This is a genomic window from Clostridium punense, from assembly GCF_017874425.1.
GTDB classification, from domain to species: Bacteria; Bacillota; Clostridia; order Clostridiales; family Clostridiaceae; genus Clostridium_J; species Clostridium_J punense.
The window spans coordinates 1-23744 of record NZ_JAGGLL010000023.1 but is presented as its reverse complement, the minus strand read 5'-3'; the positions used below and the strand labels follow the sequence as shown (position 1 = coordinate 23744).

Here is a 23744-nt window from a genome sequence, read left to right as displayed (position 1 = left end):
GATTAAGTAATTACATTTATAAAGGAGAGATTCAATTTTAATTTGTAAACTTAAATTCGAAAGTTTTTATTTATTTCTCATTACATGTTCTTTGATAAATTCAACATCTTTTTTTACATCATCTACTATGCCAAGTTTATCAGTGAGTTTTGAAATTATATCTTGATAATTTTTTTCTCTTTCTTCTTGTTTTTGATCTCTTTTATCTTGTGCTTTTAATATATAAAATAATAAGAATACGCTTAATACTGCCCATACCCCTTGAGTTAATGCAGCACTCATAATTTCATTCTCCATTTTAACAAACTCCTTTACTAGAATATAAGTATTCCCTTATATTCTTAATTGCCAACCTATGCATCTTATTTACAGCTTGTCTACTTATTTCTAATTCATATGCAATTTCTTGATCTGTATTCAAATTGAAATACTTTGCAAATAAAACGTAACTTTGTTTTTCATTTATAATTCTTTTATTTTTAATTTCATTAAGAAACATTTTAAATTCAATTTCTGTATATTCATCTGTACTTGACTTAAATACATCATCTAATTCTACTTCAACAATCAATCCTCTTTTATTCAAATTGATGTATTTTCTACGTAGAGATTTTTCTATATATTTTACTAATGCTCCATCAGATAAATTTTTAATGTTGTCTATGTTCATGTTTTTAACTAATTCTATAAAAAATATAATCATATCAGTTTTCGCATATTCCATGTTAAGCCTCCGTGATATACTACCAATTATTGGTTTGAATTTTAGTATTAAATATTCCAAGCTTTCCTTATCCCCAAATTTAGCTCTTTTTATAAATTCATATAGTGAAATCATTACAAATACCCCCAAAAAAACCATTTATATAGTAAAGGAGTACTTGATACTCATTTAGCGCAACCACATAATCAATTTTTTTGTGGAAATTTAGAGTTATAACTGTGCTTAAACATAATTATCGCTATAAATTCAGGTTGGTGTTGTTAAGTTTAAATTAACAATTTAAAAAGCATCATAAAAGGTGGTAATAATGTTTTTTGGAGCTTTAAGATGTCTGAAAAGTTAGCAGATTTAAAGGGAGAATAACTGATATTTTTTAAAATGAGATAAAACTTACAGAGAATACAATTAAAACTACATAACTGATAGAAAAGGAGTAGGTTTTCTGAAGGTATTAATTTAAGAAGATGTTCACTTTTATATATGATAATAAGCAAAAAGAGGCTACCTCAAAACACCCATTTTAGTTATTTTGAGGTAGCCTCTCGGAACTTTATTCAGTTAGAAACTTTTATAATACTTAGTGATACATTATATGCTATGCCATTGTAGGATATATGATATTAGCAATATAAATAATCTCTAACAAAGGCCTATTTTACTATATTAGAATATAGATACATCTTAATATTTTAATATTTCTTTGCGGAACTCGTCCCATCTTAAAGTATCTCTTATACCATCCTCTACTGATAACTTAGGTTCCCATCCTAGCAGTTCTCTAGCTAAGTCTATATTGGCATAAGCTCCACCAACATCTCCAAGTCTAGGTTCAGTTTCTACTTTTCTTAAGTTAGAATCAGTAACTTTTTCAAATGCACTTACTAATTCTTTAGAAGTTACTCCTTCACCGGTACCTAAATTAATAGGAATATAGGAAGTGTTCTCATCATGTTTTTCAAAGGCTCTATCAAAGTTTTCTACTGCTAAAATGTGGGCCTGTGCTAAATCCCAAATGTGTATGTAATCTCTAATTCCAGAACCATCTCTTGTTGGCCAGTTAACACCTGTAAGTTTAAATTCTGCTTCTCTACCAGTATATACACTAACCAGTTTAGCTAAAATGTGTGTAGGGTTTTGAATGTATATTCCTGATCTTAATTTTGGATCAGCTCCAATAAGATTAAAATATCTTAATGCAATGCCCTTCATATTATACGCATTACAAAAATCCTGCAATATCATTTCTATCATATATTTTGATCTTGCATATGGACTTCTTGGATTTAATGGTGAGCTTTCTGTTACCATAAAATTATCAACATCATCATATATAGATGCAGATGAGCTAAAAACTACTTTTTTACATCCAAGCTCATTTAGCTTTTTAAATAATTTAATTGATTTAGCAACATTTTCAGTGTAGTACTCAAAAGGCTTCTCCATAGACTCTGGAACAACTATAAGTGCAGCACAATGAATGGTGCATACTATGTCATTATGCTCCTTAAATATAGTTTCTAGCAGCTGCTCATCTGCTATATCTCCCTTATAAAATATGCGATTTTTTGTGAATTCTATCCTTCCATTTACAAGTGAATCCAATATTATGGGGGTGTAACCCTTATCTTCCATTGCAGAACATATTGTACTTCCTATATATCCAGCTCCTCCTGTAATAAGTACCTTCATAAATTTCATCATCCTTTCAACACTATCAAATTAACTATTTGTGTTATAAGCATTTTAACATTTAAGGAAATTTATTGCAAATAGGCCAGGTATAGTGGATTATAGTCTACTGTGAGGGTATAGGATATTTATACAAACTTTGATTTTTTTACTTTAGCTAATTTGAATTAATGATAATAATTTTTTATAAAGAAACAAGGATTATAAGCTAGCACCTAGCTTATAATCCTTGTAATAAACTCCATAGGGCTGTAGTAAAACTAACTAAATAGTTATCTTTAGCTTTGCTTTTTACACTTTATAAAAGTAAAGGTCATTGGAGGCTTATGATTTTTATGACCATCCTGCTCGTCAATTTCTGAAACTTCTACTAATCCATACTTTCCAAATTCGTGTTTTACTGAGTCAGCATCATAAAAAAATAGTTTTACCCCATAGGTGGTCTCGAAATAATCTTTGGCTAATTGTGTGCCTTTTCCGTACATTGGAGCTTTTTTTGAAACCGCTGTGAATATCATATACCCATTTGGTTTTAGCTGATTATAGCAATCTTTTATTAGTTTACTTCTTTCATCTTCATTTAGTAAGTGGATAAGCCCATAACAGAATATGCCATCATAAAGTTTGTCATCAAAAGGCATATCTGTTACTGAACCATGATAAATCTTAGCATCAAGTCCATTTTGTTCTGCTAAATCAATGGCTGTTTTTGATATTTCAATACCAGTTACATTCATTCCATTATCAGAAAAGATCTTTGCATTTCTTCCATAACCAATGCCTGGTATTAATATATCTTTAGCCTTTTCTTTATGAAAAAGGTCTTTTGTTAGGATAGCTGAGTGTGAAGGCTCAAGGCCCCACATCATTTGCTTTTCTATAAAACTTGCTTCCCAGAATTCCGTCATACGTATTTCTCCTTTAAGTTTATTACACTAAGTAGTGCAGAAGTTTTCACTAGTATATAAAGTTTTACTTTGAATATAAGTGTGGCTATTTTTTAAGCTAACCCTGTTCTAAACTGACTATTATATAAATCCGCATAGAAGCCACCCTTTTCAATAAGCCCATTATGAGTTCCTGTTTCAACAATTTTTCCATCCATGAGAACTATTATTTTATTAGCATTCTTAATAGTACTCAATCTATGAGCTATAACAAAAGTAGTTTTCCCCTTCATTAGATTCAGTAGAGCCGTTTGGATTTCCATCTCTGTACGAGTGTCGATGGAGGAGGTGGCTTCATCTAATATTAATATAGAAGACTTAGCTAAACTTGCTCTAGCAATAGCTAAAAGCTGTCTTTGACCATGGGATAAATCATTGCCATTGTCAGATAAGACGGTGTTGTATCCATTAGGCAACTGCATAATAAAATTATGAGCATTTGCTAGCTTTGCTGCTTCTATAACCTCTTCATCACTTGCTGTAATATTTCCATATCTTATGTTTTCCATAACTGTTTCTGAAAATAGGAAAGTATCTTGTAGTACCATGGATACATTTCGTCGTAGGCTTTCCTTTTTAATAGTGTTTATATCTTTATTATCAATAAATATACTTCCGCTATCGATGTCATAAAAGTTGGTTAATAAGTTTATTATGGTGGTTTTACCAGAGCCAGTAGGTCCTACCACTGCAACTAAGCTCCCTTTTTCTGCCTCTAGGCTCAAGTTTTCTAAGATTTTTTTATCCTTAGTGTAAGAAAAATTTACTTTCTCAAATTTCACATTACCTTCAAGAGACTTAATGTCTTCAGCATTTAAAGCATCTTTTTCCTTATCCTCATCTATAATGTCAAAAACTCGTTCCCCACCTGCTAAGGCACTTTGTATAGTGTTAAACAGATTTAATATTTCATTGATTGGTCTAGTAAAGCTTCTCATATAAATAATAAAGGTTAGAATGATTCCTACAGTTAGACCGCCCTTGCCAGAGATAGCTAAGTACCCACCAAAGACTGCAACTATAAGATAGGATAAATTATTTATAAAGTTATTTACTGGTCCCATAAATCCAGAAAAGCCTTGAGCAAAAATTGCACTATTAGTCAATCTTTTATTTATCTCTGCAAATTGCTCCTTTACTCTTTCCTCTTCTGAAAATAAAATTACAGTTTTTTGTGCTGAAATTATTTCTTCAATATAGCCATTAAGATTACCTAGCTCCCTTTGTTGTTTTACAAAGAAAGGTTGAGTTTTTGCCACAAGGACTTTTGTAATAATCAGCATAAGTGGAGTGGTAATAAGGGTAACCACTGTAAGAGAAGGGCTTAATATAAGCATAGCAATAAGCATTCCCACTATATTTATAACTCCTGAGAAAAATTGAGTTACACTTTGGGATAGGGTCATACTAATATTGTCTACGTCATTAGTTAACCTACTCATAATATCCCCACTAGAATGGGTATCAAAATATTTTAATGGAAGACTTTGAATGCTTACAAATAAATCCTTTCTAATATTTGAAGAGGTAAGTTGAGAAATATAAACCATTAATCTATTTTGGAAGAAGGTAGCTGCAATGTTTACCAGGTATATGATACTTAAAACCAAGCAAATATACGCAAGACCAGTTAAATTTTTATTTTGAATATATTTGTCTATGGCATAGCCATTAATCCTTGTTCCCACAATGGAAGTTATGGTTACTATGAAAGAAAGGGTAAAGATAATAGCTAGAGCCCACTTTTTACTACCTAAATATCGAAGAATTCGCCAGGTAGTTCCTATAGGATCCTTTAGTTTTTCTTTTTTTCTATTGAATCTACTGCTGTGGTCAACTCCAGGTCTTTGTATTGAAAATTCCTTTTGACTAGCCAATCTTCTTCACATCCTCTCCTAGCTGTGAAATAGCTATACTTCTATAAATTTCATTGTTATTCATTAAATAGTCATGAGAACCAATGGCGCTAATTTCACCATTATCAATTACAATAATTTTATCTGCATCCATAACTCCTGAAATCCTTTGAGCAATAACAATCATGGTTTTATCCTTAAGTCTTTTCTTTATGGAGTTTTGAAGCCTTGCTTCTGTTGCCATGTCTAGTGCACTAGTTGAATCATCCATGATGAAGATTTTACTATTTTTTATCAATGCTCTAGCTATGCAAATACGCTGCTTTTGGCCACCAGAAAGATTGTGACCTCTTTGCTCAATATTACTTTGAAAATCCTTTTCTTTCTTCATTATAAAGTCATAAGCTTCTGCATCCTTGGAAGTTTCAATGAGTAGATTTTCATCCGCGGATAGATTACCAAACTTTATGTTATCCTCTATGGTTCCAGAGAAGATAGTGTTTTCCTGAGAAACTAGACTTATATTTTCTCTAAGTTGAGTTAGGTTTATATCTTTTATATTCATTCCGCCTATTAGCACTTCCCCATCTGTAGCATCGTATAACCTTGCAATGAGGCTTACTAAAGTGCTTTTACCAGAACCTGTGCTTCCAATTATGCCTACTTTTTCTCCTTGGTTAATATTAAAATTAATATTCTTTAGTACGTATTCACTAGTCTCATTATATTTAAAGGAAACATTTTTAAATTCTATTTCATAGTTATCAAAGTTTTTAGCCTGCTCCTTATTTTTAATAGAGGGAACCATGGAAAATACTTTATTGATTCTATCTGCAGAGGCCTTTGCCCTAGAATAGTTGATTACTATGGTTATTAAGGCTATAAGAGAATTCATGGTTTGAGTAATATAATTTATAAAAGCCATTATAATTCCCACTTGAAGAAGGTCTTTACTCACCATAATGCCCCCAAACCAAATAACAGCTATTACAGTAAGGTTCATTACAAAGGATACAATTGGCCAGAGAATCATATTTACATTTTGTGCTTTAATATTTGCATTTTTTAGCTCCTCATTAGCTAGGTTAAATCTATGAAGCTGCTTATCTATAATATTGAATACCTTTATTACCTTTACTCCCAAGATATTTTCTCTCATAACAAGATTTATGTTATCAAGTTTGCTTTGGAGCAATAGAAAAAGGGGATAAGAATACTTTAGTATAAAAATTATAGCAAGAATTATTATAGGTAAGGCTATTAAATATATGGTTGCAAGTTTTGGGCTAAGGTAATAGGACATTATAATACTGCCTATGCAAAGAAAGGGTGCTCTAACCATTATTCTTAAGGCAGTGAGCATCATGTTTTGAACTTGTGTTACATCATTGGTTAACATGGTAATTAGTGAGGAAGTTTTTAAGGTATCAATTTCATGAAAGGATAAGGTTTGAATTTTGTTAAACAACCCTTGTCTTAAATTTTGCCCTAGCTTCATGGTAGCAATAGACGCAAAAAAGGAGCAGCCACTGCCACCTATTAATCCAAGAAATGCAGCTAAAAGCATGTTGCCTCCTATAGATAAAATATAGGGGGTATTGCTACCAGCTACACCAACATCTATTATTTGAGACATAAAAGTTGGTTGCATTAAATCCATAGAAACCTCTAGGAGCATCATTAAAGGTGCAATAATTGCGCAAAGAATTGCACTACCTTTTAAAAATCTTAATAGCTTAATCATTATCATCTTCACTTCCATCTAAATTATTTTGAATTCTATCTAATAATTCAATAGCCTGAAGCTTTTCTTCTTCTGAAAAACCCTTAAAACAAAGATCATCTATTTTGTTAAATATCACTCCAACCTGCTTTTGAGCCTTTACTCCCTTATCTGTTAAAAAAACGTTTAATATCCTTCGGTTTTCGCTATTTTGGCTTCTATAAATAAGGCCTGCTTTTTCCATGTTAGAAAGCACACTGGTTACAGTTGCAGGTTTAATCCTACAATTGTCAGCAATATCCTTTTGAATACATCCATTATTTTTCGCAAGAAAACTTAGTATTTTAGGCTGTCCTTCTGTTAAGTCAATCTTAGCAAACTCCCTGAAAGCAAGCTTTCTATGAGTTTTTGATAGTTTTATAATTGCTTTATGTAAATCTTTCATAAGTACCTCCAAATATAATATTTAATACTTAGACCTCAAACAGTTATACATCTAATAGTTAGATATCTAACTTAATTTTACCACAAATTTTTTCCCACTGTAAAGACTTCCAAAGCAAAAAAATTTTCTTCAGTCTCAAAAATTTTAATGAAACTAAGCAAGGATTAGATTTAAGTAAGTCTTCAATTTAGTTTTTATAAATTTATAAGATGAAGAAAGTTAGTAATAGATGCAAGGGAATAAAGGGAGAAGATAAATTGTTGCGCAGTATTTCTAAGGATTGTAAATGTATGGATAAAATTGTCTTAAAATTAAAAGACAATATAACTTCAAAACAATTTGGACTTAGAAAATAATTATCTGTATAGATTGCGGAATAATGTGAGTGGGTTCTAATTTATAAAGGTAAATATAAAAGTAATCTTATAAAAAATTAACAAATATAATAATAAAACAATTGTGTAAGTATTTGACAAGTATATCATTAAATGATATATTATATTTAATGATATATTATTTAATGATATAAAAGATTAAGGAGAATTTTATGCCAAGAAAAGATTCAATTGATATTGGGGAATTAACAGATTCAGCTTTTTACATCCTATCTAGTGTTATTGAAGAAAAGCATGGCTATTTAATTATGAAAACTATTGAAAAGTTTACTAATAATGAAGTTGTCATTGGACCAGCATCACTTTACACCACATTAAAAAAACTTTTAGCAGCAGAGTTAGTAGAATTAAGTTCTGACACTGATGAAAGTAAAAAAGTATACAAAATTACGGACAAGGGCACAGAAATGCTGAAAAAGGAAATTGAAAGAAAAAAGCAAATGATTAAATTTGCAGAGAATTTTTTAGGGTAGAAAAAGGGGGTATTTTTATGAAGAATAAATATGTAATGATTGGAGGCTTTGCCTTCACTGAAGAGAGTGATATGGAAAAACTTAAAAACTATGCAAAGGAAGGCTGGATACTAGATAAAATAGTAGGGGGATTTTTCTATAAACTAAGAAAAGCTGAGCCTCAAAATATAGTGTATAGTTTAGATTATCAAAATGAAGCAAATGAAGAGTATTTTGATATTTTTAAGGAAGCAGGCTGGACTCCTGTGGTTTCTGTAGAAAATCAAATGTACATTTTTTCAGCACAGGAAGGTACTAAGCCTATTTACAGCGATAGCAAAACTGAAATAGATAAGTATATAAAAATGAGAAACCAAATGAAAAAGGGATCAATTGTATCTTCCGTAATAGGCCTAGTATTAATAGCTTTATTAGTACTTTCTGCTATTTTTATAAAACCCATATTTATAATTCTTGAGCTATTGTTATTAGTTAATTTTGTTATATTTATTTTCAATTTCATGCCTTATATAGCCTATAATTCTAGGATTAAACAAATGAAAAAGTATGGCAAATGTAATAGTGAATTGATAAGTAGTAAAAGTATGTGGAAGATATATGGGTTTTCAGGTTTGGTATTATTAGCTACAGGAATAGTAGATTTAATGGATAAAGAGGGATGGGGACCAGTTGGGCTGATTTTAGGTATATGGTATGTTAGTTCAGCAATAAGAGAATATAAAAAATATAAAAAGTCTTTAAAAGTGGAGAATTAAGAAGTGATTTTGTTTTGAAGTCAATGAGGCAATAACTTGGTAAATTAATAAACAATAACAGTCGATAATAGTTTTGTAGCTAAAGTTAATTGAACAATTTACGATATGAGCTTTAAGGGAGAATGTGGAATTAATTTCATATTCTCTTTTTATTTTCACTTTAAATCTAAGTTAGAATCACTGATGAATATATATGAACAAACAATAAACTTTTTATAGTATGGAACCTTTTGTCCAAGTTAACCGTCTAATTATTAGAGGAGGTATAAGAGGATAAATATTATAAATAAAAAATAGAATTTAAATAGTAATTATGGAGCTTATCTAAAAGTGGTAGATAGGCTTGTTAGTGTAGAGTGTATATTTCTTATTTCAAGGTTTTTATATGAAGTAATTTTCATGGAGAAAAGTCTTGGAAAATTAATTTTTATAATTGGGGTGGCGAGATGAATCGTAAAGATATAAACCATAATAATTTCAATGACCAGCATATAGATGAAAATCAAGAAGATGTAAAAATAAAAAAGAAAGGAAAATCTATATTTTTTAAAGTAGTATTAGCCTTAGGTGTTGCTTTAGCAGTACTCACCGCAGGAGGATATGCTTATTTACAAAGCTTTAGTAATAACTCGGTTGCCTTGAAGGAAGAAAAGGCTTCTGATGGATTAGGACAAAATAGTGAAGACAGTAGTAATAAAAATAAGGAAGATGAAATAAATAAATCTACTAATTTTCTAGTGGTAGGGGTAGATAATGGAGACGGAGATGAAAATAATAAAAATGATCCAAGAAGAACTGACACAATGATGGTAGTTCACTATAATCACAAAGAAAAAAAGTATGATGTTATATCAATTCCAAGGGATACTAAAGTTCAAATTAATGGAAGCACTAAGAAAATCAATGATGCTCATTTTCTAGGAAAAGTTCCTTTAGCTGTAAAGACTGTTGAAGACTTATTAAGTATTAAAATAGATCATTATGTAAAGGTTGATACTATAGCCTTTAGAAAGTTTATAGATGCTCTAGGTGGTATAGAAGTAGTTGTGGATAGGGATATGTTCTACGATGACAAAATTCAAAACCTCCATATAAACCTTAGTAAAAGTGATAAACCACAACTACTTGATGGCAAACAAGCAGAAGACTTTATTAGATGGAGAAAAAATAATGATGACACAGGATACTTAAATGGGGATTTAGATAGAATTAAACATATGCAGGGATTTTTTAATACGGTAATAGGTAAGGTTCAAAGTCCATCAATAATACCAAAAATTCCAGGTATTTTAACAATGCTTCCAAAGTATATTGAAACAGATTTAAATGCTGCTGATATAATGAAATATTCTATGAGTTTAGCCAAGATGGAAAAAGAGGAAATAGGCTATCATACAATTCCAGGAGAAGCAGGTTATGAAGGAATTAAGTCCTATTTCTTTTATGATGATAAGGAAAGTAGTAAATTAAAAGAAATTTTCACTGATGGGGAACTAGTTAGTAAGGATAAATAGCAAATCATATAAAAATAGTGTATATAAAGGTATTTTGCATACTTTTATATACACTATTTTATTTTAAAAAAGAATTTTACTATCTTCATAGAGCTTTATTATTTACCACTTATGTGTAAGAAAATACAATTCAGTTAAAGCTTTATACCTGCAAAGCTTCAACTTCTACCATAGCCTTTTTTCTAACCTCATGCCGTGCGTAGAAGAATACTCCTACCTGACCAAGACCTGCTAATCCCCAGGTTACAGGATAGCATACAAAAAGGGTAACCATAGTAGGGTGCCAAGCAAATACAGTAGCCAGCCAAAGAATTCTCATAAGACAGGCACCTACAAGGGTGCAAAGCATAGGTAGTATTGAATAGCCCATGCCACGGGTTATTCCTGGGAATACGTTCATTGTGCCACAAGTAAAGTATGCAACCATCATAACTTTCATTCGTAGCATTCCTAAATCAATAACCTCAGGATTATCAGTATATAAACCAAGCAATGGTCTGCCAAAAATTAGGGTAGCGCTGCCTAAAAGAATCCAAGTTGCAAAAATAAATATAGCGGACACCTTGGCAATGGAGTCAAGTCTATGGTATTTTTTCGCCCCCATGTTCTGTCCGCTAAAGGAAAGAGCAGCATTGTAATAAGCATTCATTGTAGTACCAATAAAGCCCTCTACGTTGCTGGCAGCGGAACTTGCTGCCACCATAGTGGAACCAAAGGAATTTACTGCTGACTGAATAAGCACATTAGAAATAGAGAACAACATACTTTGTAGTCCTGCAGGTAACCCAATTTTCAAAATAGCCTTCAGTTTCTCAGGGTTAATACGTAGCTTACGAGGAATGAAGCGGATAGCTCCATCACTTTTAAGTAAACATAACATAATTAGAAACACGGAGATATACTGGGAAATCACTGTTGCCCAGGCAACTCCATCAACACTCATGTGCAAAACTATTACAAAGAACAAGTTTAATACCACATTCACCACACCAGCAATGAGAAGATAGTTCATAGGACGGCGACTATCACCTACAGCTCTTAGTATGGCTGCACCAAAGTTGTACACCATGCTGGCAGGCATACCAAGGAAAAAGATTTTCATATACAGTACTGACAGGTCAAAGATATCTGCAGGGGTACCCATGAGCCTAAGTAGGGGTCTACAAAAAATAAGACCTACCACCATGACAATGACACCGCCAATTATACTTATAGCGATAGAAGTATGGACAGACTGACTTACCTCCAACTGTTTATCAGCACCTAAATCCTGGGCTACAATAACATTTGTACCAACAGACAAACCCATAAATAAGGTGACAATAAGATTAATTAGAGAGCCTGTTGCGCCCACTGCAGCTAAAGCATGACTACCAGAAAAACGACCTACAACTATCATATCTGCAGCATTAAAGAGCAATTGCAACATATTCATTGCCATGATTGGCAATGCGAAGACTAACATTTTACTAAGCAGAGGTCCACTACTCATATCTATATTGCGCTTTTGAGAGGCCATAAGAGCTCCCCTCCTCATATTTATTTTGTGAATTTTCACAATTTGTTCTATAATACTTATTTTAATACTGGTTCATACCTAATACAACACCGAAAGCCAGGGTACCCCTACTGAATATCTCTTGGAAAGGGCTAATTAGCTGGGTTATAGAAAATTTAAGGCGAAATAAAATAATTTCAAGACACATGTAACTTGTAAGATTATATTGACCTTGTACTTAGTGAAGGTCTTTTAATTTTACTTTGTTATACTCTTAACAAGTATTTAGCTTTATTAATTTATATAAGTAAGAGTGAATACCTGTTGAGAATTAGTTTTCACAATAAAAACAAACAAGTTTACAATATAGTGGATTTTTTGCAATAATGTTAATGTGAAAATAATAACTTTTAAAATTGTAAAAATAGTGTAAAATATTAAAGTAAAATGTCGATACATATATTAACTTGGAAATAGGGAGGGATAAAAAGTGAAAAAGATTAAGGTTAAAAGCGGTGGGCTAAAATTCAAGCTTATATCAGTTATTACAGTACTTATATTATTGCCACTTGCAATTTTAGGAGTTACCTCATTTTTAAAGTCTAGTGCTATAATGGAGGAAGCTTTAAAAGGTTCAAATATGGAAGCTGTACAGCAAGTTCAGCAATCAATTTTGTACTATAAAAACCAATACGATAATTCTGCCTTACAAATGAGCAAGGATAGCAACATTCAGCAGATTAAAGCAAATCCAAACAACATAGAACTGATGATGAAAACTTTTAAGGCTTATTCAGAGTCTCATAAAGAAGTTGAAGCTATTTATTTGGGTACAACAGATAAGAAGTTTTACAGATATCCAGAAAAGAAGATGGCTGACGATTATGACCCAACAGCTAGACCTTGGTATAAGCAAGCTGTTGAGAAGAAATCTGTAATATGGACAGAGCCTTATAAGGCAGCATCTTCAGGCAAGCTAGTAGTTTCTGTGGGAATTCCTGTATATAACACTTTTAATAATGATGAGTTTATAGGTGTGGTTGGGATTGATATAAGTCTAGAAGCTTTATCTAACAACATAAATGATATAAAGGTTGGAGAAAAAGGTTATGTAGTTCTTTTAGATAATAGCCTAAATGTTATGACTCATAAGAACCAAGAGCTTATAGGAAAACCTCTTGAGCAAAAGGAAGTTGAAGAGGCTATAAAAAATAATAAAGAGGGGTATAAAGAATACGATTTAAAGGAAGACAATAGGTTAGTTAGGAAAATTGCTACCTATAATAAGGTTAAGGATTTAGGGTGGACAGTAATTGCGACTACCTATACTGACGAGATAACTAGAGAAACAAGTAAAATGTTATATAATACTTTGGTAATAGGGGTTGTTTCACTTATTGCTGCCATGGTAATTTCCATAATATTTGCCAGTGGAATAACTAAACCTATTAATGCCCTTTTAACATCCATAACTAAGATGAAGGAAGGGGATTTTACAGCAAAGTGCAATATAAAAACTAAAGATGAGATAGGTGAGTTGGGTGAAGGTTTCAATAAAATGCTTGATGAAATAAGCAACTTGATATATAAAATTCAGGATATATCAAAAAACTTAGGTACATCTGCAAGTGGTCTTGCCAGTGTAGCGGAGGAGACTTCTGCTTCAGCGCAAAGCGTAACCAATGCAGTTGAAGAGATTGCCATAGGAGCATCTCAAGAAGCTTTAGAAACTGAAAAGGTTGCTAACCTTACGTTAACTCTATCGGAAAAGCTTAACAATCTACAGTATAATACTAATGCTATGCTGGATTCTACTGAAGATGTAATAAATATAAACAAAGATGCTGTACAAGTAGTAGAAGAGTTAATGGGTAATAACAAACTAAACGAAGATGCTATAAATAATATTGAAGATGCAATAGTTGAACTAAATGATAGAAGTAAGGAAATATCCAATATTATAAACACCATAGCTTCAATTGCTCAACAAACAAATTTATTAGCGTTAAATGCTTCAATTGAAGCAGCTAGAGCAGGAGAGGCTGGAAAAGGCTTTGCTGTGGTAGCTGAGGAAATTAGAAAACTTGCTGATGGCTCAAACAATGCAGCTAAAGAAATTAATAGTATAATAGTTGATATACAAAACCAAAGCAATAATACTGTAAGCAAAATGAAGGAAGTAAAAGATATGTCAGAGGCACAAACCTTATCTGTAGACAAGGTTAATACTTCTTTCGAGTATATATATAAATCTACAGAAACTATAGCAGATTCTATAAAACAGCTAAGTGAGTCTATCAATATGATTAATGAGGACAAGGAGTCTATAGTAGAGTCTATGCAAAATATATCTGCAATAACAGAGGAAGCGGCTGCGTCTTCTGAAGAAGTAACAGCATCAATGCATGAGCAGATCAGTGCAATTCAAAATGTTTCTTTAACAGCAGAAGAACTTACAGGCACAGCAGAGCAATTAAATGGGGAAATAGCTAAGTTTAAAGTTACAAAATCATAAAAAGTAATAAGAGTATGACTTTACTATATGTAAGTTATACTCTTATTTTTTCCAAACCTATAAAGTACTTTAGGATAAAGGCTATATTTTAGTAACAAGACTGTATGAAGGTATGTCTGGACCAAAATAGACCTATTAAAATCACAAAAGGAACTTGCGTATTCAAACTGTATGTAATAAGATTCATAATAAGTAAATATATTGACTATGTGTATTAAAATGTTAAAATTAAGTAATAAGGGGAAAGTAAATTTTTGTATTTATATTAATAAACTATTTTGCGGAGTAATAATTTAATGTTGAAGTAGTTTCTTTATAATTAAAAAGTTATGTAAATTATACTGGGGGTATTGGGTTGAAAGCAATAGAAGTTAATAATTTAGTGAAAAAGTATGGGAATACTACAGCAGTAGATGATATTTCTTTTTCTGTAGAAAAGGGACATATCTGTGCAATACTGGGGCCAAATGGTTCAGGGAAAACTACTACAATAAAAAGTATCTGTAATTTACTAATTCCAGATAAGGGTGAAATTAAATTAGAAGGACAAGATAATAAAAAATCCATAAATAAAATATCAGCAATGTTTGAGGGAACTAGAAATCTTTATTGGAGATTAACTCCAAGAGAAAACCTACGTTACTTTGCAGGGCTACGAGGGTTAGGCGGAAAAGCTGTGGAGAAAAATATAGATGAGCTACTGGAAAGATTTAATCTTACAGCAAAAAAGGATGTAGTAGTTAATAATTTATCTAGAGGAATGCAGCAAAAAACTGCCATAGCTATGACCTTAATTTGCAATACGGATATTATTCTTTTGGACGAGCCAACCTTAGGATTAGATATTGAAAGCTTTATGGATATAAAAGAAGTTTTAAGAGATATAGCTAAAGATATGAAAAAAACTGTGCTTTTAAGTACCCATGATATGAGCTTAGTACAGGATATTTGTACTGATGTAGTTGTTATCAATAAGGGAAAGCTGGTAGCACAAGATACAATGACAAACCTTTTAGAAATGTTTAGAAGTATGACCTACGAATTTGTTTTAGTAGAGCCAATTTCACAGGAACATAAGAATTACTTACTAAATCTAGGATATGACTTTTATTTTACCAATGATGATTCCCTCCTTGAAATAGATATATTTAGTTCAAAGGAAATTTATAATATCATTGATGCTTTAAAGGCAAAGGAAATAATGGTTAAGGAAATAAAGCAAAAAGAAGTTAACTTTGAAAGAGTGTACTTAAATCTTATTAGTGGAGGTAAAAAATAATGAGGAAGTTATTTTATGTGTTTAAAGTATCTTTTGAAAAATCCATAAAAGAGATGGTGAGATATAAGTTCAATACTCTTTCAGAAATAATGACTTTTTACGCCTTATTCATTGCTATGTTTTTTGGAATGAAGCTGTTTGGCACAAGTATGAAGGTAGCTCCCCTTGATTTAGGACAGACTTTAGAGGGCTTTGTTATAGGATACTTTTTATGGACTGTGATGGTATCGGCTTATTCAGATACTGCTTATGGGGTGATAAATGATGCTAGTAAGGGAACCTTAGAACAAATAAGTATGTCTAGCTTAGGACTACATAATGTATTAGTGGTAAGAAGCCTTGCAAACTTATTGGTGAATTTGATAATTTCCTTTATAGTGCTATTTAGCATTATGGCAACTACTAATTATTGGCTTAACATAGATCTACTACCAATATTATTAGTAATATTTTTAGGAATTTTTAGTATGTTAGGAATTTCCTTAGTCCTTGCAGGGCTAGCTCTTATATTTAAAAAGGTTCAATCCCTATTAAACTTAGTTCAATACTTTTTAATAAGTTTGGTTATGGTAGGAACAAGTGGAATGGGATCAATATTATCAATGGTGTTACCTTTTAGACCAACTATAGAAAAAGTCTATGACATAACCCTTGGAAATGAAACTCTTGCAGATATATCCTTGGGGTATTATGGACTAGTAATTGCAAACTCCCTTGCTTATCTCTTAATAGGGATAATTGTTTTTAATCAGTGTGCAAAGATAGCAAAGAAAAAAGGCGTATTAGGACAGTATTAAAAGATAGATCTTTAATAACCAAGAAGGAGTGATTATTATTTAATAAGGTTTTTAAAATGGCAAGTCTACTTGGCTCTATAAGTGAGAAATCAGTTTTTAAAAATCCCTTTGCTGGAACAAGTTCTGTTTGTTGAGGATAAATTATCTCCTAAGTAGTAAGCTTAAGTACTTTGCTTGGTGAGACTTTAATAGAAAATTATATAAAAAGGTGCTATTCTAAATAAAATAGGATAGCACCTTTTTTAAAAGTTTTTTAAGGTTTATAAATAATACCCGTCTCAACAGTTTCTAATTCTTTAACAAACTCTTTCCTAACAAAGCCCTTAATATTAACAGTTTCATCACAGATTATTCTAACTTCGTACCAAAGGGTATCATAGCTTTCGCAAAGATCTAAGATTTCTAGCCTTACACCACTATGAATAATTCTTAATACAGGACTATTGTAAAGGGGACTTAAGTATAGGGAAGTTCTATTAGCTATTTCTCCATGAAGACAGTTAATAGGATGATAGAGTATCTTCAAGTTATCTATAGGTCTATTTAAAGTGTTTATTTGAGCTGTTAAGTCTTTATTTTGCTTAGCTAGCACTCTAAGCTTAAGCTGTTGAGTATTCAGCTTTTGTATATTTAAATAGTTAAAAATCCCAAGACCAATACAAGTGAATATTAAAAGATAAATTAAAAAAGTAGTCAAACTTCTACCTCCATAAAATACTATTAGGCATCTGAAAATAAATAACAAGTCAAAGATGTGAAGAATATTTTGAGTTCACAAGCAAGCTTGTGCTGACAAGGAAAAAGGTTCCTTAGATAGTGGAGCTATCTAAGGGTTCTGTTGACGCAGTATAACTCAAAATAGACGAGCATACTGACTTAGTTATTTTTTGAAGATGCCTTACTAATATAGTATTCTTCAAGGAGAGAAATATTGAACAATTTTAAAAAGTAACAGGTAATAAATAATAAATTTCATACAGTATTCCGATGAATTACATAGATAAGCAATTTAACAAAATTATATGCAACATAGCAGGGCTAGAAAAATTTATGAGTTTATTATAATATTTGAATAAAGAAAAACACTCTAAATTAGAGTGTTTACACAACATTATTTATCTCATCATATTCATTAATAAATCTATCGGCGTGAAGTTTTATATCTTCATGAGTATCCTTAGAATGCTCATCATATACGCCAACTACAGTCATTCCAGCAGCCTTAGCTCCTTTTACTGCAGGAAGGATATCTTCAAAAACCACACATTCCTCAGGCTTAACCTGAAGTCTTTCAGCAGTTAAAAGATATACATCAGGGAAGTCCTTACCTCTAGAAACCTCATCAGTTAGAGTTATCACATCAAAATATTCGTAAATTCCGTTAGCCTTTAAGCAAGCTTCTAAAAGTAAAGTATTATTACTTGTAGCAAGGGCAACTTTTATTCCCTTAGTTTTAAGCACTTTTAAAAATCTCTCAATTCCTGGTTTTAATTTTACACTATTACTATATTTATCAAAAGCCATCTGATTCCAATGATTTTTTATTTCTTCTACGTCATAGGGTAATTTAAAAGCATTCTTAAAATACAATGCAACCTCATCAAAGCTTAAGTGAGCAATATCATGTTTTAAGAAAGGTGAAGCTTCTACATTATGCTTAGCTAGGTACTCTAAATCAATTTGCTCCCAAACCCACATGGAGTCAACAATTGTTCCATCCATATCAAAAATTGCAGCTTTTATATTATTCATCATAGTATCACCTCTGAGAGGTAGTATAACAGAAAAGGACAAGAAATTAAAGCTGAAATCCTATTCTTCAAATTTTATAAAACATAATTTGCTTAACAAAGTTGTAGGCAAGCTTTCATTATTGTAATATTTTAAGAATTATAATGTGGATATACTTAAGTTAAGCTAAGTTAATTGAGATTTCATGAATTTATAGTTATAAAGAATTAAATTGATTTATAATTGATAAAGAAAATTAGGACTATAGTTAGCTGATATTTAAGTATTTATATATAAGTTATGTAAAAATAATGAATAAAATAGTATATTATGGTATAATAGGTTGAAAGATACAGAAAAAGGGGGGAACTGCATTTGCAGGAATTATCATGGAGAAAAAAGAATATTTAATAAAGAATGAATATGAAGTGAATAAACAAGTAGCATTTATACTTTTTATCACTGCAGTTGTAATTATGCCTATTACCTTTGGGCTAATTTACTTTAGGATATTTCCAATTTCTTTAGAAATATCGAAAGTACCACTATTGGTAGCATTTTTAGTGTTCAATGTGAGTTTTGTACTAAGTAAACTTAAACTACACTATAAACCTTGGTTTAAATATGTGGCAATATTTTGTTGCGTAATAGGTATTGCAGCCATTTATAAGCCTTTTAAGTGGAATGCTTACATAATATTATCTTTTCCAATTATATTATCTTCTTTATATTTTGATATAAGATTCATAAAGGTAGCCTTTATATTCTCTACAATTATTTATACTGGAGTAGATTACTTTGTTCAAGCAGATATGATTACTAATGGTTTTTTTGGGGATAGAAGTTTAACAAAAGCTTGGATTGTATCATCTTTAGCTAACTTTATTAATTTTTTAGTAGTTACTTATGCAGTTTTAAAGGTAGTAGATAAATCAAAAGCTCTTATGGATGGGTTAGCAGGGGCAGAAGAAAATGAAAAGCTTTTAGATAAGATATCTGTTATCCTAGAAAAAGTTAAAGCAGTATCAGGTAATTTAAGCCAATCAGCAGATAGCTTAAAAATTATGGCAGAGGAAACCACAGCAGCAAATGAAGTTATTGCAGATAATGCAGGGAAGACTTCAATGACCTTTGAGGATACTATAAATTATATTGACAGTGCCTCAACAACTATAGATAGTATTTCTAAGGACTTAAAGGATATAAGCACTGAATCAGAGCTTGCAAATGAAGAAGGTAAAAATGCCATTGAGTCTTCTAAAATTAGTTTAAAGGAAATTCAAGCAACAGTAGAAGAAATGAAAAATATTCAAAAGGACTTTGAAAATAGTAGACTCTTGATTAAGAGACTAGGGGAACGTTCAGCAGAAGTAAGTGAAATATCTCAGGTTATTAGTGGTATTTCTAGCCAAACAAATCTTCTTGCCCTTAACGCAGCAATAGAAGCAGCTAGAGCTGGAGAAATGGGAAAGGGGTTTGCTGTTGTTGCGGATGAAGTTAGAAACCTAGCAGAAAAGTCTTCAGAAGCTGCAAAGAGTATATCTCAGCTAATTGAGCAAGTGTTAGCAGATACCAATAAGGCAATAGAAGCTACGGAAAGTAATATAAGCAAAATGGACAATGGTCTTGAAATGGTGGAAAAGTCTGGAAAAATGTTTGAGGATACAGCTAAAGTTAGTGAAGAAGTGTATTTAAAATTAAATAATATAGCAACTTCAAATAAGAGAGCAAACGAATATTCCAATACCATTGTAGAAATAATAAAAAATATAGACACTTTATCTAAAGAAGGAACAGCTCAAATGCAAGAAATAACAGCATCAGTAGAGGAACAGGTTGCAGCAATGCAAACTGTTGCAGCTTCAGTAATTGAGATTGATAACATGGCAAATGAATTAGTTGTTGTGGTAGGTGAATAGAATATCCTACTTAATATTAATTAAGAGGAATCATAGGACTGATTTTTTAGCAGCTTTTGTTGAGGTATCTTTAACTTATTATTGAAAGAATTATAATAGAAAGAGCTCATATTGATGTATTTAGTGTGCATAGTTAGCAACTGAGTGCACATTGAAAAGTTATAATATAAAGAGTCCCCACATTAAGAATTACTTAATGTGGGGATGTTTTTTAAAAATCTCTGTGGAAAATTTCTGTTTTCTTATGATCCTTATAGTCCTCTATGGTGAATATGCCTAATTTATCTAGCATTGCATTCATAACAGCACTATCATAAGCTACCTTTATAGCAGAGTTTTCGGCAAAGTCATCTACTCTTTCTCTACCTTTATCTCTAGGAATAATTGCTTTAGGACCACCAACGCAGCCACCAACACAGCCCATTCCTTCAATAAAGTTTCCAGATAGGATGCCCTTTTGAAGGTTGTTTAGCATTTCTTTACATTCCTTAACCCCATTCCCTTGAACTGATGAAACTAGTTCAAGCTTTTCAGGGAACATTCTCTCAACACATTCAGCAATGGCAGTAGAAACTCCACCGGTACGAGCGTAAAGTCTTCCACCACGAGAAGCATACTCTACAGATTCAGTTTCAGGAAGAACTGAAGGGCTAATTTCTAAAGCTTTAAAGATTTCTTGAAGCTCTGCAAAAGTTAATACAAAATCTATATCGCCCAAAAGGTCAGGTTCTTTAATTTCAGCTTTTTTAGCTACACAAGGTCCTATGAATACCACTTTAACAGTAGGATTTAAATGCTTTAAAACTCTTCCAGCTGCAATCATTGGAGAAACAGAAGGAGAAACATGCTTAACTAAGTCTCCATAAACTCGCTTAAGCATAGCTACCCACATAGGACAACAGCAAGAAGTTATCATAAAGTCATCTTTTGATTTAACATGGGCATCAAATTCTATTGCCTCTTTTAAAGTTAACATATCAGCAAAGAAAGCAACCTCTACCATATCCGTAAAGCCCATAGTTTTAAAGGCTGTTCTTAGTTGATTAATACTAACTTCATCTCCAAATTGGCCCATAATAGCTGGAGCCACCGCTGCAACCACTGGTGAATTTCCTTGAAGTAAATCCACAAGAGGAATAAATTCAACTCTATCTAAAATACTACCTGTAGGGCAACCTTCTACACAAAAACCACAATCTGTACATCTTTCACTGCTTATATAAGTTGTGTTTTCCTCTTCATTAACTAATATGGCATCAAAAGGGCAGGATTCTTGGCAACGGGTTTTGCCATCTTTATCTACTTTACAGTCCATGCCACATTTTCTAACCTTATTAACTACCTTATGATTAAGTTCATAAGCTCTAATGGCTTCCTTTAATTCTTCTATGTAATTATCGCTAAGACTTACCCCAACACCGCAAAGGCTAGAAATAACAGCAGCTAAATGTTCTCTATCTATATTATCTTCTTCAAATAGCTCAGTTACTTTTTCTTCTAATCTTCCATTATAATAAGCCTTTATTAAACATTGAAACAGTTCACTATATTGTTCTTTCACACATAACACATCCTAAAACAATTTATTTATTACAGTCATAGACTTAATATTAGACAGTGGCATATAATTCCGAATTATTGTTAAATTATAACATTATCTATTTTACCTAAGCAATAGTAGTTTTATACTAATTTTAAACAAGGTATCTTGAAAAGATAAATAAGTTAGTATGGGCCACTGTTTGCTTGGTTAGGCACTATGGAAAAATAACTAATCAAGCTAATGTCCTATTTTCAGTAGTACTACATCTATAGAATCTATTAAGAGCTCAACTATAAATAGGTTCTGTGTCCTTGGCTTAGGAAAAATATATTTCGCATTTTTCACTATTTATTTTTTATGATGACTCACCAAAAATATCCTCTACATCTTTAATTTATTATTTATTTTCAGTTATCTCAGTAAAAATAATGGGAATAACTTATTGCAATAAAATAATATACATATATTAAAATAAGTTACTGTGAGGGGGAGTCAAAGAGTGATAGCTTTGGGAAAGTTTTGGGGCATAGTTTGCATTGTACTGAGTTGTATTTGTTTTTTAAAGTTTATTGTGCATATATTTTATCACAACTTCATAAGAGGTTTATCTAAAAGAGGTAGTAGGAAACTGATAGATAATACTAAAAAACTGATGAAGATACTAGAAAAAAATCATGGGTTATGTGGAATGGGAGCTTTTCTAGCTTTAGTGGTGCATACTACTATAATGTATAATAATATAGGCTTTAGTCTTAGTGGATTTCTAGCAGCTCTAGCACTACTGTTTGCAATATTTATAGGTATAATGAACAAGTTTATGTATAGAAATAGGAGTGGAAAATTTACTCAATACCATGTCATAGGAGCTTTGGCAGCTATACTTCTCATATTGCTCCATATTAATATTAATTAATCCAACTAGAGAAAATAAAAAAGAGAATTACATTAAGTAATTCTCTTTTGGTCGGGGTGACAGGGATTGAACCTGCGACCTCATGGTCCCAAACCACGCGCGCTCCCATCTGCGCTACACCCCGCCGACAAAGAATATTATATTATATACAAGGTATGATGTCAACAGTTTTTTAAGATTTTTAAAATGTGTATAAAAAGTGAGTTACTTCTATAGTAATAAAGAAACCCCTAACTGTGAAAAGTTAGGGGTTAAACTCCTTAGAACTAGTAATTATCTAAATTTGTCTGGAAATTGTTTTATCATTGCGTCAGTAATCATATCTGAAAATTTGAGCATATGTATTTCACCTTCATCATAAGCGGAAATAGATTCCTTCCAGTTCTTGTTTAATTCAGCCACTGCTTGAGTTGTAACTAATTGAAGATGTTTATAAAACATTTCTTTTAAATCTTTCTTTGAAAGGTTAGGATTTAAGCTACTTAAAAGGTTAGTAATATCATCTGCATTTTTAAACCATAGGGAATTGTACTTTTCTAAATCAGCTGTATTACCTGATTTAGCAGCAGCCACAACTTGACCTGCTATAGAGATATGTTCTCTGAAAAGTTGAGATATTTTTTTCCCATTTTCAATTCCATAAAAAACTCCAAAGGATTCTCCAATGTCATCTTGGTTTTTTAATAACCTTTGCAAGGTTTCGTCCTTATTTTCTGAATTAGATAAATAACTTACAATATAGTTTCTTGTCCAAGTAACATGATCATCCCATAACTTGTGATTAGCTAACTTAAAGTCAAGGATCTTCTTGCAATTTAGTTCAGTAGCAGAATGAGAAATTTCACTTGCATAACTTGGAATTGATGGTATTAAGGTAAGAAGAAAAAGTAAAACTAGAGATAAAGTAAAACAACGTTTTTTCATTATATTCCTCCTACCTCAATAATTTTAATTTATCTTTTATTTACTTCTATTTTCATAGAATTTTATTATTTATAAACAAGTAGTTTAAGATGAATATGTGATTA

Annotated in this window: 20 protein-coding genes and 1 tRNA gene; 8 read left to right on the top strand and 13 right to left on the bottom strand. The window is 31.5% G+C overall.

The window, feature by feature from the left end; all coding sequences use genetic code 11:
* Positions 1-66 precede the first annotated feature (66 nt).
* The 7 genes from J2Z44_RS14355 to J2Z44_RS14325 all read right to left on the bottom strand — a co-directional run bounded on the left by J2Z44_RS14355 (position 67) and on the right by J2Z44_RS14325 (position 7384).
* A complete protein-coding gene (locus tag J2Z44_RS14355; protein ID WP_021285145.1) occupies positions 67-297 on the bottom strand; it encodes a BhlA/UviB family holin-like peptide in 231 nt (76 codons plus the stop codon).
* Position 298: 1 nt separating this feature from the next.
* The gene (locus J2Z44_RS14350; protein WP_209649717.1) at positions 299-838 is read right to left on the bottom strand and encodes a sigma-70 RNA polymerase sigma factor region 4 domain-containing protein; all 540 of its coding nucleotides are present in this window, start codon (positions 836-838) and stop codon (positions 299-301) included.
* A 567-nt stretch (positions 839-1405) separates the two neighbouring features.
* Positions 1406-2413, bottom strand: a complete 1008-nt coding sequence (gene galE, locus J2Z44_RS14345) for a UDP-glucose 4-epimerase GalE (RefSeq protein WP_021285148.1) — start codon at positions 2411-2413, stop codon at positions 1406-1408.
* 278 nt (positions 2414-2691) lie between these two features.
* Positions 2692-3321, bottom strand: a complete 630-nt coding sequence (locus J2Z44_RS14340) for a class I SAM-dependent methyltransferase (RefSeq protein ID WP_021285149.1) — start codon at positions 3319-3321, stop codon at positions 2692-2694.
* Between the two features lie 92 nt (positions 3322-3413).
* A complete protein-coding gene (locus J2Z44_RS14335) occupies positions 3414-5237 on the bottom strand; it encodes an ABC transporter ATP-binding protein (RefSeq protein WP_021285150.1) in 1824 nt (607 codons plus the stop codon).
* A complete protein-coding gene (locus J2Z44_RS14330; RefSeq protein ID WP_031271903.1) occupies positions 5230-6960 on the bottom strand; it encodes an ABC transporter ATP-binding protein in 1731 nt (576 codons plus the stop codon). The genes J2Z44_RS14335 and J2Z44_RS14330 overlap by 8 nt, the downstream gene beginning before the upstream one ends.
* A complete protein-coding gene (locus J2Z44_RS14325; protein ID WP_021285152.1) occupies positions 6953-7384 on the bottom strand; it encodes a MarR family winged helix-turn-helix transcriptional regulator in 432 nt (143 codons plus the stop codon). Before J2Z44_RS14325 ends, J2Z44_RS14330 begins: the two co-directional genes overlap by 8 nt.
* Before the next feature lie 547 nt (positions 7385-7931).
* Between J2Z44_RS14325 and J2Z44_RS14320 the strand changes: the two genes are divergently transcribed.
* The 3 genes from J2Z44_RS14320 to J2Z44_RS14310 all read left to right on the top strand — a co-directional run bounded on the left by J2Z44_RS14320 (position 7932) and on the right by J2Z44_RS14310 (position 10521).
* Complete coding sequence (locus J2Z44_RS14320) at positions 7932-8252, top strand: PadR family transcriptional regulator (protein ID WP_209649715.1); 321 nt, start codon at positions 7932-7934, stop codon at positions 8250-8252.
* A gap of 17 nt (positions 8253-8269) precedes the next feature.
* On the top strand, positions 8270-9007 hold the full coding sequence (locus J2Z44_RS14315) for a DUF2812 domain-containing protein (RefSeq protein ID WP_021285154.1): 738 nt from the start codon (positions 8270-8272) through the stop codon (positions 9005-9007).
* Between the two features lie 446 nt (positions 9008-9453).
* Positions 9454-10521 (top strand): LCP family protein, encoded by a 1068-nt coding sequence (locus J2Z44_RS14310; protein WP_021285156.1) that lies wholly within the window; start codon positions 9454-9456, stop codon positions 10519-10521.
* Between the two features lie 142 nt (positions 10522-10663).
* Here the strand turns inward: J2Z44_RS14310 and J2Z44_RS14305 are convergent, their stop codons facing one another.
* Positions 10664-12058, bottom strand: a complete 1395-nt coding sequence (locus tag J2Z44_RS14305; RefSeq protein WP_152513296.1) for an MATE family efflux transporter — start codon at positions 12056-12058, stop codon at positions 10664-10666.
* A gap of 451 nt (positions 12059-12509) precedes the next feature.
* Here J2Z44_RS14305 and J2Z44_RS14300 point away from each other — a divergent pair, with 451 nt between their 5' ends.
* From J2Z44_RS14300 to J2Z44_RS14290, 3 genes are all read left to right on the top strand, one after another.
* Entirely contained in the window at positions 12510-14534 is a 2025-nt protein-coding gene (locus J2Z44_RS14300) for a methyl-accepting chemotaxis protein (protein WP_021285158.1), read from the top strand.
* Between the two features lie 355 nt (positions 14535-14889).
* Entirely contained in the window at positions 14890-15813 is a 924-nt protein-coding gene (locus tag J2Z44_RS14295; RefSeq protein WP_021285159.1) for an ABC transporter ATP-binding protein, read from the top strand.
* Positions 15813-16610 (top strand): ABC transporter permease, encoded by a 798-nt coding sequence (locus J2Z44_RS14290; protein WP_021285160.1) that lies wholly within the window; start codon positions 15813-15815, stop codon positions 16608-16610. The genes J2Z44_RS14295 and J2Z44_RS14290 overlap by 1 nt, the downstream gene beginning before the upstream one ends.
* 253 nt (positions 16611-16863) lie before the next feature.
* On the opposite strand, the gene J2Z44_RS14285 is transcribed toward J2Z44_RS14290, so the two are convergent.
* Entirely contained in the window at positions 16864-17307 is a 444-nt protein-coding gene (locus tag J2Z44_RS14285; protein ID WP_021283164.1) for a hypothetical protein, read from the bottom strand.
* Positions 17308-17711: 404 nt separating this feature from the next.
* Positions 17712-18365, bottom strand: coding sequence for an HAD family hydrolase (locus tag J2Z44_RS14280; RefSeq protein WP_031271157.1), 654 nt, complete (start codon positions 18363-18365; stop codon positions 17712-17714).
* Positions 18366-18730: 365 nt separating this feature from the next.
* On the opposite strand from J2Z44_RS14280, the gene J2Z44_RS14275 reads away from it, so the two are divergent.
* A complete protein-coding gene (locus J2Z44_RS14275) occupies positions 18731-20260 on the top strand; it encodes a methyl-accepting chemotaxis protein (protein WP_021282544.1) in 1530 nt (509 codons plus the stop codon).
* A gap of 211 nt (positions 20261-20471) precedes the next feature.
* On the opposite strand, the gene J2Z44_RS14270 is transcribed toward J2Z44_RS14275, so the two are convergent.
* Positions 20472-21821, bottom strand: coding sequence for a [Fe-Fe] hydrogenase large subunit C-terminal domain-containing protein (locus tag J2Z44_RS14270; protein WP_021282543.1), 1350 nt, complete (start codon positions 21819-21821; stop codon positions 20472-20474).
* A gap of 481 nt (positions 21822-22302) precedes the next feature.
* On the opposite strand from J2Z44_RS14270, the gene J2Z44_RS14265 reads away from it, so the two are divergent.
* Positions 22303-22716: a hypothetical protein gene (locus J2Z44_RS14265; RefSeq protein ID WP_021282542.1), complete on the top strand. Its 414-nt coding sequence runs from the start codon at positions 22303-22305 to the stop codon at positions 22714-22716.
* A gap of 48 nt (positions 22717-22764) precedes the next feature.
* Here the strand turns inward: J2Z44_RS14265 and J2Z44_RS14260 are convergent.
* Positions 22765-22840: transfer RNA gene (locus J2Z44_RS14260), tRNA-Pro, on the bottom strand.
* 149 nt (positions 22841-22989) lie between these two features.
* Positions 22990-23640 carry a hypothetical protein gene (locus tag J2Z44_RS14255; protein ID WP_021282541.1) on the bottom strand — a complete coding sequence of 217 codons (651 nt, stop codon included), beginning with the start codon at positions 23638-23640 and terminating at the stop codon, positions 22990-22992.
* Between the last annotated feature and the right edge of the window lie 104 nt (positions 23641-23744).

What these genes read in the sequence shown, in the direction of transcription:
- J2Z44_RS14255 (WP_021282541.1), bottom strand. Translation starts at nt 23,640, where the DNA reads ATGAAAAAACGTTGTTTTACTTTATCTCTAGTTTTACTTTTTCTTCTT.
- J2Z44_RS14315 (WP_021285154.1), top strand. Translation starts at nt 8,270, where the DNA reads ATGAAGAATAAATATGTAATGATTGGAGGCTTTGCCTTCACTGAAGAG.
- J2Z44_RS14280 (WP_031271157.1), bottom strand. Translation starts at nt 18,365, where the DNA reads ATGATGAATAATATAAAAGCTGCAATTTTTGATATGGATGGAACAATT.
- J2Z44_RS14275 (WP_021282544.1), top strand. Translation starts at nt 18,731, where the DNA reads ATGGAGAAAAAAGAATATTTAATAAAGAATGAATATGAAGTGAATAAA.
- galE (WP_021285148.1), bottom strand. Translation starts at nt 2,413, where the DNA reads ATGAAGGTACTTATTACAGGAGGAGCTGGATATATAGGAAGTACAATA.
- J2Z44_RS14340 (WP_021285149.1), bottom strand. Translation starts at nt 3,321, where the DNA reads ATGACGGAATTCTGGGAAGCAAGTTTTATAGAAAAGCAAATGATGTGG.
- J2Z44_RS14355 (WP_021285145.1), bottom strand. Translation starts at nt 297, where the DNA reads ATGGAGAATGAAATTATGAGTGCTGCATTAACTCAAGGGGTATGGGCA.
- J2Z44_RS14290 (WP_021285160.1), top strand. Translation starts at nt 15,813, where the DNA reads ATGAGGAAGTTATTTTATGTGTTTAAAGTATCTTTTGAAAAATCCATA.
- J2Z44_RS14320 (WP_209649715.1), top strand. Translation starts at nt 7,932, where the DNA reads ATGCCAAGAAAAGATTCAATTGATATTGGGGAATTAACAGATTCAGCT.
- J2Z44_RS14350 (WP_209649717.1), bottom strand. Translation starts at nt 838, where the DNA reads ATGATTTCACTATATGAATTTATAAAAAGAGCTAAATTTGGGGATAAG.
- J2Z44_RS14325 (WP_021285152.1), bottom strand. Translation starts at nt 7,384, where the DNA reads ATGAAAGATTTACATAAAGCAATTATAAAACTATCAAAAACTCATAGA.
- J2Z44_RS14305 (WP_152513296.1), bottom strand. Translation starts at nt 12,058, where the DNA reads ATGAGGAGGGGAGCTCTTATGGCCTCTCAAAAGCGCAATATAGATATG.
- J2Z44_RS14310 (WP_021285156.1), top strand. Translation starts at nt 9,454, where the DNA reads ATGAATCGTAAAGATATAAACCATAATAATTTCAATGACCAGCATATA.
- J2Z44_RS14330 (WP_031271903.1), bottom strand. Translation starts at nt 6,960, where the DNA reads ATGATTAAGCTATTAAGATTTTTAAAAGGTAGTGCAATTCTTTGCGCA.